The sequence below is a fragment of the Sphaerotilus montanus genome (assembly GCF_013410775.1).
Classification (GTDB): Bacteria; Pseudomonadota; Gammaproteobacteria; order Burkholderiales; family Burkholderiaceae_C; genus Sphaerotilus; species Sphaerotilus montanus.
Genome location: NZ_JACCFH010000001.1, coordinates 2,312,970 through 2,325,576, shown reverse-complemented (window position 1 = coordinate 2,325,576; position 12,607 = coordinate 2,312,970). Strand labels below are relative to the sequence as shown.

Genomic DNA, 12,607 nt, shown 5'->3' with positions numbered 1-12,607 from the left:
GATGCCCCTGGAGTCAGCGCTGGAGAACGCCGGGTTTCGCTGCGCTGTTGGCCGCGCGGCGGGGCGTGGTCAGGTCGGGCAGGTCTCGGCGACCAGCACGCTGCGGTCGAGCGTGCCCACGCGCACATGGCCGCACAGGGCCATCGACAGCTCCAGATCCTCCGCCAGGATTTCCAGGCAGCGGGTGACGCCGGCCTGCCCTTGCGCGGCGAGGCCGTAGAGGTAGGCGCGGCCGATCAGCGTCGCCTGCGCGCCCAGGGCCAGCGCCTTGAGCACGTCCTGGCCGCTGCGGATGCCGCTGTCCATCCAGACCTCGGTGGCCGCACCCGGCACCGCCCGCACGGCCTCGACCATCCGGGGCAGCGCCTCGATCGTGGTGGGCGTGCCGTCGAGCTGCCGACCGCCGTGGTTGGAGACGACGATGGCCGCCACCCCCATCTGCGCCGCGCGGCGGGCGTCGGCCGGGTCCATCAGGCCCTTGAGGATCAGCGGCCCGCCCCACTGCCGGCGCACCCACTCGATGTCGTCCCAGGTCAGGCTGGAGTCGACTTCGAGGTGCTTCCAGTCGGACATCTTGGCAATGTCGTCTGCGCCGGGCGCGTGGCCGACGATGTTGCCGAAGACCCGCCGGTTCGTCTTCAGCATGTCCATGCACCAGCGCGGATGGCGCACGAAGTCCATCAGCACCCGCGGCCGGTACCACTGCGGCGCCGTGCTCAGGCCGTTGCGCACATCCTTGTAGCGGCGGCCCAGCACGGGTGCGTCCAGCGTGAGGATCAGCGCCGAGCAGCGCGCCGCCTTCGCCCGCTCGATCAGGCTGGCCGAGAAGCCGCGGTCGCGCAGCAGGTAGAGCTGGAACCAGAACGGTTTCGTGGTCGCCGCGGCCACGTCCTCGATCGAGCAGATGCTCATCGTCGACAGCGCGAAGGGCACGCCGAAGGCCTCGGCAGCGCGCGCGGCATGGATCTCGCCGTCCGGGTGCATCATCCCCGCCAGCCCGGCCGGCCCGAGCGCCACTGGCATCGCCACCGGCTGGCCCAGCATCGTCGAGCGCACATGGCGGCCGTCCAGGTTGACCGCCACGCGCTGGCAGAGTCGGATGTCGCGCAGGCGCTCGGTGTTGGCGCGGTAGGTGCCTTCGGTCCAGGAGCCCGCGTCCACGTAGTCGTAGAACATGCGCGGGATGCGGCGCTGCGCCTGGCTGCGCAGGTCTTCGATGGAGGTGGCAAACGGCACGGACGGACTCACACAGGGCGAACAGGACGGGGCAGGATCGACTGCGGTCGATGCTACCGAGGCGTTCAGCCCGTGTTCAGACCTCCGTGGGGCGGAACCCGCAGAAACCAATGGTTACCGCGGAATCGTACCGGGCACGAGGATGCTGCGGTCCACCTGGGTCAGCTGGGTGTGGCCGGTGAACGCCATCGTCACGTCGAGTTCCTTGTGCAGGATCTGCAAGGCCTTGGTGACGCCCGCCTCGCCCATCGCGCCGAGGCCGTAGACCATGGCGCGGCCGATCATCGTGCCGCGGGCGCCGAGCGCCCAGGCCTTGAGCACGTCCTGGCCGCTGCGGATGCCGCCGTCCATCCAGACCTCGATCCGCGAACCCACCGCCGCGACGATGGCTGGCAGCGCCTCGATGCTCGCCTGCGCGCCGTCGAGCTGGCGGCCACCGTGGTTGCTGACGACGATCGCGTCGGCGCCGCTGGCCACCGCGAGTTCCGCGTCCACGACATCCTGGATGCCCTTCAGGATCAGCTTGCCGCCCCAGCGCTCCTTGACCCAGGCCACGTCCGCCCACGACAGCCGCGGATCGAACTGCTCGTTGGTCCACGCCGACAGCGAGCGCATGTCGCTGACGCCCTTCACATGGCCGACCAGGTTGCGGAAGGTGTGGCGCTTCGTGCCGGCCATCCCCAGGCACCAGCGCGGCTTGGTCATCAGGTTGACGATGTTCTTGAGCGTCGGGCGCGGCGGGGCGGTCAGGCCGTTCTTGAGGTCCTTGTGGCGCTGGCCGATGACCTGCAGGTCCAGCGTGAGCACCAGCGCGCTGCATTTCGCGGCGCGGGCGCGCTCGATCATGCGGGCCATCGCCTCGCGGTCGCGCATCATGTAGAGCTGAAACCAGAAGGGTGCAGTGGTGTTCTGGGCGATGTCCTCGATCGAGCAGATGCTCATCGTCGACAGCGTGAAGGGGATGCCGAACTTCTCGGCGGCGCGCGCGGCGTGGATCTCGCCGTCGGCGTGCTGCATGCCGGTCAGGCCGACAGGGGCAATCGCCACCGGCATCTTCGCGTCGAGGCCGATCATCTTCACCGCGGTGCTGCGGTTGTCCATGTTGACCGCCACGCGCTGGCGCAGCTTGATGCGCTGGAAGGCCTGTTCGTTGTCGCGGTAGGTGCCTTCGGTCCACGAGCCGGAATCGGCGTAGTCGTAGAACATGCGGGGCACGCGGCGCTCGGCGAGCTGGCGCAGGTCTTCGATGCAGGTGATGACGGTCATGGTGGCGGTCTCCTCGGTCTGGCTCGGTCTTGGAGTGACAGATCGTAGGCCCGCGCCGCCCCGCGTGCGCGGAAGCTTCGTCAGGCTGGACGGGAAAGAAGTTCCTGCGTCGCCTCGTCGGCCAGTTCGGTGGCCACCGCCGCCAGCCAGTCGATGAAGCCGAAGGCCGGCTCGTGCGCGCTGTGGGCCACCGCGTAATAGAGATGCGCCGGCCGGGCCGTGGTGCGGAACAGCGGCACCAGTGCCCCGCTGCGCAGCCAGTGGCGCGCCAGCGAAGGCCGCGCCAGCGCCACGCCCTGCCCGCAGACGGCGGCTTCCAGCGTCAGGCCGAGGTCCACGAGACGCGGCCCCTGGGTCGGCTCGTGCCAGTCCAGCCCGGCGGCGCGGAACCACGGTGTCCACGGCTCCAGCGGCGTGCGCAGCAGCGGTGCCTGTGCCAGATCGGCCGGCACGGTGATCGGCGCCAGCCGCGCCAGCAGCCCGGGTGCGGCCAGCGGCACCAGCACATCCTCCATCAGCGGATCGACGCCGGCCGCCGCCGCATCCCCATTGCGGATCTCGACATCAGCGTCGGCCTGCCCGCCGTCGATGTAGGGAATCGACAGCACGATCTCCAGCTCGACCTCGGGGTGGGCGGCGGTGTAGTCGGCCAGCGCCGGCACCAGGATCTGGCGCGCGAAGGTGGGCGGCGAACTCACGCGCAGGCGCTGCACCCGCTGCGCCTGCCGGCGGTGCAGCGGCACGGCGGCCAGCAGGCCCAGCGCGATGCGCACCTGCTCCAGGTACTCGCGGCCGGCGGCGGTCAGCGACAGGGCACGCAGGCTGCGGCTGAACAGCGGGGTGCCCAGCAGGTCTTCGAGCGTGGCCACCCGCTTCGAGATGGCGCTCGCCGTGACGGCCAGTTCATCCGCCGCGCGCTCGCACGAACCGAGCCGCGCCACGGCCTCGAACGCACGCAGACCCTCGATCGAGGGGAATCGGACATCGGAGGGATCGGCTGCATGGAACATGCACGGACTCTAGCGGAAGCCCCCCGTGTCGCGCCGCTGTCGCACCCGATGTCACTCCGCATTGCCCCTGTTGACGGAAGGCGCGTACAATCGAAGGCTTTTCGGAAATTTCCGAGCGCATGGCATTGGCAAATCGCCGCGCAGTGTGGTCATCGGAACGACCGGAAAACATCGTAACTTCAAACGGGAACAAGTTACCCATGCCAACCATCAACCAGCTCGTGCGCCACGGCCGTGAGGTCGAAGTCACGAAGTCCAAGTCGCCTGCGATGCAGAATTGCCCGCAGCGCCGCGGTGTCTGCACCCGCGTCTACACCACGACCCCGAAGAAGCCGAACTCGGCACTCCGGAAAGTCGCCAAGGTGCGCCTGACCAACGGGTTCGAGGTCATCTCGTACATCGGCGGTGAAGGCCACAACCTCCAGGAACACTCGGTCGTGCTCGTGCGCGGCGGTCGTGTGAAGGATCTGCCGGGTGTGCGTTACCACATCGTGCGCGGCTCCCTCGACCTGCAGGGCGTCAAGGACCGCAAGCAATCGCGCTCCAAGTACGGCGCGAAGCGTCCGAAGAACACCAAGGCCAAATAAGTTTGAGCCTGTCCGTGATTTGACGTACCGGATCCGGTCGTCACTTCGTCACCGTTCAGCCTTACGCTCTTGAGCTGGCTGTCGGGAGTAAGTGGATGTCCAGGCTGTGAGTGACATCCGAGGTGGTCTGAGCCGCAGTGCCGACACCACCAACTGAAGCCTCGAAAGGAATTGAAATGCCACGTCGCCGCGAAGTACCCAAGCGCGAGATCCTGCCTGATCCGAAGTTCGGATCCGTTGACCTGTCCAAGTTCATGAACGTCGTCATGGAATCGGGCAAGAAGGCTGTTGCAGAACGCATCATCTACGGTGCCCTGGAACAGGTCGAGAAGAAGGCCGGCAAGGAGCCGCTCGAAATCTTCATGACCGCGCTGAACAACGTCAAGCCGATGGTCGAAGTCAAGTCCCGCCGTGTCGGCGGTGCGAACTACCAAGTTCCCGTGGAAGTTCGCCCTGTCCGCCGGATGGCCCTGGCCATGCGTTGGCTGAAGGAATCCGCCCGCAAGCGCAGCGAGAAGTCGATGGCACAGCGTCTGTGCAACGAACTGCTCGAAGCCAGCGAAGGCCGCGGCGGCGCGATGAAGAAGCGCGACGAAGTGCACCGCATGGCAGAAGCCAACAAGGCGTTCTCGCACTTCCGTTTCTGATTCAGAAACCAAGACTGATCCGGTCCATCCGACCTTGAACCCCCTGACTGCCCTCTTCGGTCCGATCGACCGTCTGGGGCAGTCTTTGCATTTGGAGTGACACCATGGCTCGCCAGACCCCCATCGAGCGGTACCGCAACATCGGTATCTCGGCCCACATCGACGCCGGCAAAACCACCACCACCGAGCGGATCCTGTTCTACACGGGCGTGAACCACAAGATCGGTGAAGTCCACGATGGCGCGGCCACGATGGACTGGATGGAGCAAGAGCAAGAGCGCGGCATCACCATCACGTCGGCTGCCACGACCTGCTTCTGGAAGGGCATGGACCGCTCCCTGCCGGAACACCGCATCAACATCATCGACACCCCCGGACACGTGGACTTCACCATCGAAGTCGAACGTTCGATGCGCGTGCTCGACGGTGCCTGCATGGTGTACTGCGCAGTCGGTGGCGTGCAGCCGCAGTCCGAGACTGTCTGGCGCCAGGCCAACAAGTACAAGGTTCCCCGCCTCGCGTTCGTGAACAAGATGGACCGTACCGGTGCCAACTTCTTCAAGGTCGTCGAGCAGATGAAGACGCGTCTGCGCGCGAACCCGGTGCCCGTCGTGGTGCCGATCGGTGCAGAAGAAGGCTTCAAGGGCGTGGTCGACCTGCTGAAGATGAAGGCCATCTTCTGGGACGAAGACTCCCAGGGCATGAAGTTCGACTACGCGGACATCCCGGCCGACCTGGTCTCCGTCGCTGCCGAATGGCGCGAGAAGATGGTCGAAGCGGCCGCCGAAGCGACCGAAGAGCTGATGAACAAGTATCTCGAAACCGGTGACCTCACCGAAGACGAGATCAAGCTGGCCCTGCGCACGCGCACCATCGCCTGCGAAATCCAGCCGATGCTGTGCGGCAGCGCGTTCAAGAACAAGGGCGTGCAGCGCATGCTCGACGCGCTCATCGACTTCATGCCGTCGCCGATCGACATCCCGCCGGTCGAAGGCACCGATGAAGACGACCAGCCGACCAGCCGCCGTGCCGACGACAGCGAGAAGTTCGCTGCGCTGGCATTCAAGCTGATGACCGACCCGTTCGTCGGCCAGCTGACCTTCGTGCGCGTGTACTCGGGCGTGCTGCAGTCCGGCGCTTCCGTCTTCAACCCCATCAAGGGCAAGAAGGAACGCATCGGCCGCATCCTGCAGATGCACGCCAACCAGCGCGAAGAAATCAAGGAAATTCTGGCCGGTGACATCGCCGCCTGCGTGGGCCTGAAGTTCGTGACCACGGGCGAGACCCTGTGCGATCCGGACGCGATCATCACGCTGGAAAAGATGGTGTTCCCGGAGCCGGTGATCTCGCAGGCTGTCGAGCCGAAGACCAAGGCCGACCAGGAAAAGATGGGCATCGCGCTGGGCCGTCTGGCTGCAGAAGATCCTTCGTTCCGCGTCCGCACCGACGAGGAATCGGGCCAGACCATCATTTCCGGCATGGGCGAGCTGCACCTGGAAATCATCGTCGACCGCATGAAGCGCGAATTCGGCGTGGAAGCCAACGTCGGCAAGCCGCAGGTCGCCTACCGCGAAACGATCCGCGACAAGGTCACCGAAGTCGAAGGCAAGTTCGTGCGCCAGTCGGGCGGCAAGGGCCAGTACGGCCACGTCGTGCTGACCATCGAGCCGCAGGAGCCGGGCAAGGGCTTCGAGTTCGTCGACGCCATCAAGGGCGGCGTGGTGCCGCGCGAGTTCATCCCCGCGGTGGAAAAGGGCCTGATCGACACGCTGCCGAACGGCGTGCTGGCCGGCTTCCCGGTGGTCGACGTCAAGGTGACGCTGACCTTCGGTTCGTACCACGACGTGGACTCGAACGAAAACGCGTTCAAGATGGCCGCCTCGATCGGTTTCAAGGACGGCTGCCGCAAGGCCAAGCCGGTGATCCTGGAGCCGATGATGGCCGTCGAAGTCGAGACCCCGGAAGACTACGCCGGCTCGGTGATGGGCGATCTGTCCAGCCGCCGCGGCATGGTCCAGGGCATGGACGACATCCCTGGCGGTGGCAAGACCATCAAGGCCGAAGTGCCGCTGTCGGAAATGTTCGGCTACTCGACCACGCTGCGTTCGATGTCGCAAGGCCGTGCCACGTACACGATGGAGTTCAAGCACTACGCTGAAGCTCCGCGCAACGTCGCCGAGCAGATCATCACGGCGCGTTCGAAGTAAGATGCTGCCCGCTGTCACCCGCTGGTCGGGTGACAGCACCAATCTGTTGTCTTCGGCGAGCCTGCCGTTCACTGCCGGTGGTGAACGGACCTGCAGGTTCCCGCGAGACGTTAAACCGGCCACCGGCCATGTTCTTTGTGATCTGGAGATCTGAAAATGTCTAAAGAAAAGTTTGTCCGCAGCAAGCCGCACGTCAACGTCGGCACCATCGGTCACGTGGACCACGGCAAGACGACGCTGACCGCAGCGATCACGACCGTGCTGTCGAAGAAGTTTGGCGGCACCGCCAAGGCGTATGACCAGATCGACGCGGCACCGGAAGAAAAGGCCCGCGGCATCACCATCAACACCGCGCACGTCGAGTACGAGACGGAGAACCGTCACTACGCGCACGTCGACTGCCCGGGACACGCCGACTACGTCAAGAACATGATCACCGGCGCCGCCCAGATGGACGGCGCGATCCTGGTGTGCTCGGCCGCTGACGGCCCGATGCCCCAGACCCGCGAGCACATCCTGCTGTCGCGTCAGGTGGGCGTGCCCTACATCATCGTCTTCCTGAACAAGGCCGACATGGTGGACGACGAGGAGCTGCTGGAACTGGTCGAAATGGAAGTGCGCGAGCTGCTGTCCAAGTACGACTTCCCCGGCGACGACACCCCGATCATCAAGGGCTCGGCCAAGCTGGCCCTCGAAGGCGACACCGGCCCGCTGGGCGAGCAAGCCATCATGAAGCTGGCGGATGCGCTGGACACCTACATCCCCGAGCCGAAGCGCCTGGTGGACGGTGCCTTCCTGATGCCCGTGGAAGACGTGTTCTCGATCTCGGGTCGCGGCACCGTGGTGACCGGCCGTATCGAACGCGGCATCATCAAGGTCGGCGAGCCGATCGAAGTCGTGGGCCTGAAGGACACGCAGCTGACCACCTGCACCGGCGTGGAAATGTTCCGCAAGCTGCTGGACCAGGGTCAAGCAGGCGACAACGTCGGCATCCTGCTGCGCGGCACCAAGCGCGAAGACGTGCAGCGCGGCCAAGTGCTGTGCAAGCCGGGCTCGATCAAGCCGCACACGGACTTCACGGGCGAGATCTACGTGCTGTCGAAGGACGAAGGCGGCCGCCACACGCCGTTCTTCGCCAACTACCGCCCGCAGTTCTACTTCCGCACGACGGACGTGACCGGCTCGATCTCCCTGCCGGAAGGCAAGGAAATGGTCATGCCGGGCGACAACGTGTCGATCACCGTCAAGCTGATCGCCCCGATCGCCATGGAAGAAGGTCTGCGCTTCGCCATCCGTGAAGGCGGTCGTACCGTCGGCGCCGGCGTCGTCGCCAAGATCATCGCCTGAACTTTTGTGTGACGGTGGCGGGGTGCCGCGAGGTGCCCCGCCCTTTCCTGTTCGCGGCCGACCCCGGTGGGCCGCATCGCTCTTTTTGAAAGACCAGTCATGCAAAAGCAAAAGATCCGCATCCGCCTGAAGGCGTTCGATTACAAGCTGATCGACCAGTCGGCCCAGGAAATCGTCGAGACCGCCAAGCGCACCGGCGCCATCGTCAAGGGTCCCGTGCCCCTGCCGACGCGCATGCAGCGCTTCGACATCCTGCGCTCGCCGCACGTCAACAAGACCTCGCGCGACCAGTTCGAGATCCGCACCCACCAGCGTCTGATGGACATCGTGGACCCGACCGACAAGACGGTCGACGCCCTCATGAAGCTCGACCTGCCGGCTGGCGTGGACGTCGAGATCAAGCTGCAGTGAGGTGTTCTCCGGGCATCGTCCGCTCGTCGGATGACACCCGGATGACGCTTGCGAAGAAGCGACCCCTGTGGTCGCTTTTTTTGTGCCTGCCGCCTGCCCGACCATGAACGGACTGCACCTCAGCGCGGAACTGCACGCCTGTGCCGGCCCGGCACGCTGGATGACCGACGCCCGGCACCTGCGCGAAGCCGCCGTGCAGGCGGTCGCGGAGGCCGGGCTGCAGGCCGTCGGCGCCGTGTTCCACCAGTTCCCGGGCCGGACGCCGGACGAGCCCGGCGGCGTCACGGGCGTGGTGCTGCTGGCCGAGTCGCATCTGGCGCTGCACACCTGGCCAGAACTGGCCACGGTGACGCTGGACGTCTACGTCTGCAACCGCAGCGGCGACCACTCCGACCGGGCCCGGCAGGTGATGGCGGTGATGCAGGCGCTGTTCCAGCCGGGCCGGACCGAGCAGCGCGAAGTCATCCGCGGTGCGGTCGTCCCAGGGCCTGCGCCACGCTGAATCCGGCCTGCACGCCCAGCGTGTACGCCTCTTCGAACACCGAATAGCCCGCCAGGTCCGCGTGCGCCAGCGTCACCCGGCCAGGCAGCCGGGCCAGCGCCTGGTGGGCCGATGAAGACCGCGTCCCCGGCAGCGGCATGCGCATCGCGTGGCCGTAGCGCATCAGGTCGATGCGGCGCAACTGGTCGGGCAGATCGGGATGCAGCGGCACCAGATCCGCGATCACCCGCTGCGCCCAAGGCCGCCAGTCATCCGCCAGCAGCGCGGCCCGCTCCGCGACTGGCAACGCCAAGTAGACCGTCAGCACCGTCGGGCCAGCGTGCGGGCGCATCGACTGGTGCATCGCATCGACATAGCCGAGCGAGGTGCTGCCGTAGGGCACGCTGTCCCAGGCGGGCGGCGCACCGACACGCTCCAGCAGCGCCGCGCCGAGGTGCAGATTGGCGACCAGCCACGGCGCGTGCCGCGCGTCCGCAGACACCACGCGCAGCGCGTCCGGCAGCGACGCTAGCAGCCGTGTCGCGACGAACACCGGCAGCGCCAGCACGACCCGGTCGGCGGTCCAGCGCTCGGCCTGTCCGGCCGCCTCGTCCCAGACCAGCACCTCGACGGCGTGCCGGCCCTCCTCCACGCGCAGCGCCGTGCGGCCGGTGTGCAGCCGGTCGGTCAAAGGCGCGGCCAGGCGGCGCGTCAGCCAGGCATTGCCCTCGGGCCAGGTCAGCACTGGCTCGCGCTCGGCCTCCTCGTCGCCTGGCGGGTGGAAACCGTGGCGACTGGCAAAGTAGTGCAGGCCGGCCCAGGCGGAGACGGTGGCCGCATCGGCACCGTAGTCGTCGCGGCAGCAGTAGTCGAGGTACCAGCGCAGCCGGGCATCGTCGAGTCCGTTTCGCGCCAGCCAGTCGGCGAAGGTGGTGGCTTCCAGCGCCGCGTGTGCGGCCGTCCACGGCGTGCGCAGCGCCGGCATCGAGAACCCGACGGCGCGCTGCGCCTGGCTGACCAGCGCCGAGAAGCGCCGGTACTGCGCCAGCGTCGCCGACCCCGGCTCAGCCGGCGGCAACAGGCCCTCGTGCCACGCGCCCTCGAAGAACAGGCGCTCCTGCGGGCTGTGGCACAGGTGGCGCTCGTCCCAGGTCCAGCGGCCGTGCTCGACACGCGCCAGCCCGAAGTCGGCCAGCAGTTCGCGCACCTCGCGGGCCGCATCGCCAGGCACCGGCAGGTAATGCGCGCCGAGCGGGCAGTCCATGCCGGCCATCCGGTGACCGCGGGCATGGCCACCCGCCTCGTCTTCCAGCTCCAGCAGGTGCACATCGTCGACGCCCGCCCGGCCCAGCGCCCGCGCCGCCGCCAGCCCCGCCACGCCCGCACCGATGACCAGCACGCTCGACCGCCGCTGCACCGCCGCCACCGGCAGCGCGCCGGATTTCAGCGCCCGCAGCCGGTGCCCGCGCTGCGCCGCCGCGCCGACCCAGCCGCCCGCCAGCGGCGCCTCGGCCGGACGGCAGCCGGCCAGTCCGAGTGCCACCATCTGCGCCAGCCAGTCGCGCCGGTGCAGGTTCACTGGTGCACCCTGCCCCATTCCTCTTCGAAAACCCGCACGAGGTGCTGGTTCGACAGGCGGTTGGGTTCTTCCTCGACGCGGGCCATGTCGGGCGGAAACTGCTGCAGCGCGGCCAGCCCGTCCAGCGTCAGGAAGCGCAGCCCCGCGGGCAAGGCCGTCGGCGCGCGCCACGGCCGGCGCCCGGCGAGCAGAAAGCCCCACTCGCCGAAGCTCGGCACATGTGCGTGGTACGGCGTCACCGTCAGCCCGACCGCTGCGAGCGTGGCCGCCACGGTCCAGAAGCTGCGCCGCGCGATCAGCGGCGAGGTGGTCTGCACGACGGCGTAGCCGCCCGCCGAGAGGTGCTGGTCGACGACCTGGTAGAAGCTGGTGGTGTAGAGCTTGCCGATGGCGAAGTTGCTCGGGTCGGGGAAGTCGATGACGATGACGTCCCACACCGCATCAGTGCCCTGCTGCGCTTCCAGCCAGGTGAAGGCGTCGGCGTGGACGATCCGCAGCTTCGGCGAGGTCAGCGCGCCCGCGTTCAGCGCCTTCAGGCGCGGCTCGGTCGAGAACAGCTGCGTCATGTGCGGGTCGAGTTCGACCAGCGTGACCTGCTCGACCGAGGGATATTTGAGGATTTCGCGCACCGCCAGCCCGTCGCCGCCACCGAGCACCAGCACGCGCCTGGGCGCCCCGTGCCCGGCCATGGCGGGGTGGACCAGCGCCTCGTGGTAGCGGTACTCGTCGCGTTCGTGGAACTGGAGGTTGCCGTTCAGGAACAGCCGCACGCCCGCCGGGCCGCCGGTGACGACGATGCGCTGGTAGTCGCTGGTGGCCTTGTAGAGCACGCGGTCGCCGTAGAAGCGGTCCTCGGACCAGGTGGTGAGCCGGTCCGCGCCCGCCATCGCTGCGCCCAGCGCCAGCACCACCGCCGCACACGCCGCCGCATAGGCCCGCCAGCGCCGCAGCTCGCCGCGGAACAGCCACAGCGTCCACACCGCCACGCCCGCGTTCAACAGCCCGAACACCAGCCCGGTGCGGATCAGCCCCAGGTGCGGCACCAGCAGCAGCGGAAACGCCAGCGCCACCACCAGCGCGCCGAGGTAGTCGAAGGTCAGCACCTGCGACACCAGGTCTTTCAGGGCATAGCGCTGGCGGAACTGCCGCTGCAGGATGCGCATCACCAGCGGGATCTCCAGCCCGACCAGCGCGCCCACCAGCAGCACCAGCCCGTACAGCAGCACCCGGAACGCCCCCAGCGCCGAGCCCGGCAGCGCGTTGTGCGCCACGAACAGCGCCGCCGGCATCAGCCCGCCGACCAGCCCGACCAGCAGCTCGATCCCCAGGAACTGCGCCACCAGCTGCCGCTCGATGAACCGGCTCAGCCACGAGCCGACGCCCATCGCGAACAGGTAGGTGCCGATGACGGTGGAGAACTGCAGGATCGAGTCGCCGAGCAGGTAACTCGCCAGCGCGCCCGCGGCCAGCTCGTAGACCAGGCCGCAGGCGGCGATCAGGAAGACCGAGGCGAGCAGCGTGACCTCGGCGGGGGAGATGCGGGATGCCGGGCTGCTCGCCGGCACCTCGTCCGCGGAAGCCGGCAGGCTCACCCGTGGATCGCCGCCGCGACGATCTGACCGATCGCGATGAACATCGCCGCGACCACGATCGCCAGCGCGACGTTCTTGTGTTCGACGATTTCCTCCCAGAGCTTGTAGGGCGTGAGCTTGTCGATGACGACGAAGCTGACCCACAGCACGACCACGCCGATCACGGCATAGAGGATCGAGCCGAGGATGACATCGGGGCGGAGCATGTCCATGGTGTGCGCCTTTCGCTTTCGTCTTGGGGTGT

General features: G+C 67.5%; 12 protein-coding genes. 6 read left to right on the top strand and 6 right to left on the bottom strand.

The features are described 5' to 3' along the window. Positions 1–69: 69 nt before the first annotated feature. From BDD16_RS10520 to BDD16_RS10510, 3 genes are all read right to left on the bottom strand, one after another. Complete coding sequence (locus BDD16_RS10520) at positions 70–1,248, bottom strand: alpha-hydroxy acid oxidase (protein WP_179633904.1); 1,179 nt, start codon at positions 1,246–1,248, stop codon at positions 70–72. 102 nt (positions 1,249–1,350) lie between these two features. Then, the gene (locus tag BDD16_RS10515; protein ID WP_179633903.1) at positions 1,351–2,502 is read right to left on the bottom strand and encodes an alpha-hydroxy acid oxidase; all 1,152 of its coding nucleotides are present in this window, start codon (positions 2,500–2,502) and stop codon (positions 1,351–1,353) included. Positions 2,503–2,582: 80 nt separating this feature from the next. Next, complete coding sequence (locus BDD16_RS10510) at positions 2,583–3,512, bottom strand: LysR substrate-binding domain-containing protein (protein WP_179633902.1); 930 nt, start codon at positions 3,510–3,512, stop codon at positions 2,583–2,585. 200 nt (positions 3,513–3,712) lie between these two features. Between BDD16_RS10510 and rpsL the strand changes: the two genes are divergently transcribed. The 6 genes from rpsL to speD all read left to right on the top strand — a co-directional run bounded on the left by rpsL (position 3,713) and on the right by speD (position 9,213). Then, a complete protein-coding gene (gene rpsL / locus BDD16_RS10505; protein ID WP_179633901.1) occupies positions 3,713–4,099 on the top strand; it encodes a 30S ribosomal protein S12 in 387 nt (128 codons plus the stop codon). A 176-nt stretch (positions 4,100–4,275) separates the two neighbouring features. After that, positions 4,276–4,746: a 30S ribosomal protein S7 gene (gene rpsG, locus BDD16_RS10500; protein WP_179633900.1), complete on the top strand. Its 471-nt coding sequence runs from the start codon at positions 4,276–4,278 to the stop codon at positions 4,744–4,746. A gap of 104 nt (positions 4,747–4,850) precedes the next feature. Then, positions 4,851–6,953: an elongation factor G gene (gene fusA, locus BDD16_RS10495; RefSeq protein WP_179633899.1), complete on the top strand. Its 2,103-nt coding sequence runs from the start codon at positions 4,851–4,853 to the stop codon at positions 6,951–6,953. Between the two features lie 156 nt (positions 6,954–7,109). After that, positions 7,110–8,300, top strand: coding sequence for an elongation factor Tu (gene tuf, locus BDD16_RS10490; RefSeq protein ID WP_179633263.1), 1,191 nt, complete (start codon positions 7,110–7,112; stop codon positions 8,298–8,300). Between the two features lie 99 nt (positions 8,301–8,399). Continuing rightward, entirely contained in the window at positions 8,400–8,711 is a 312-nt protein-coding gene (gene rpsJ / locus BDD16_RS10485) for a 30S ribosomal protein S10 (protein ID WP_110401797.1), read from the top strand. A gap of 103 nt (positions 8,712–8,814) precedes the next feature. Further along, the gene (speD, locus tag BDD16_RS10480) at positions 8,815–9,213 is read left to right on the top strand and encodes an adenosylmethionine decarboxylase (protein ID WP_179633898.1); all 399 of its coding nucleotides are present in this window, start codon (positions 8,815–8,817) and stop codon (positions 9,211–9,213) included. Here speD and BDD16_RS10475 read toward each other — a convergent pair. From BDD16_RS10475 to BDD16_RS10465, 3 genes are read right to left on the bottom strand one after another with little or no spacing between them, the layout of a single operon-like run. Continuing rightward, entirely contained in the window at positions 9,173–10,771 is a 1,599-nt protein-coding gene (locus BDD16_RS10475; protein ID WP_310733991.1) for an FAD-dependent oxidoreductase, read from the bottom strand. The two genes, speD and BDD16_RS10475, sit on opposite strands and share 41 nt — an antisense overlap. Next, positions 10,768–12,363, bottom strand: a complete 1,596-nt coding sequence (locus BDD16_RS10470) for a polyamine aminopropyltransferase (protein ID WP_179633896.1) — start codon at positions 12,361–12,363, stop codon at positions 10,768–10,770. Before BDD16_RS10470 ends, BDD16_RS10475 begins: the two co-directional genes overlap by 4 nt. Continuing rightward, a complete protein-coding gene (locus BDD16_RS10465) occupies positions 12,360–12,575 on the bottom strand; it encodes a DUF350 domain-containing protein (RefSeq protein ID WP_179633895.1) in 216 nt (71 codons plus the stop codon). The genes BDD16_RS10470 and BDD16_RS10465 overlap by 4 nt, the downstream gene beginning before the upstream one ends. Positions 12,576–12,607 lie beyond the last annotated feature (32 nt).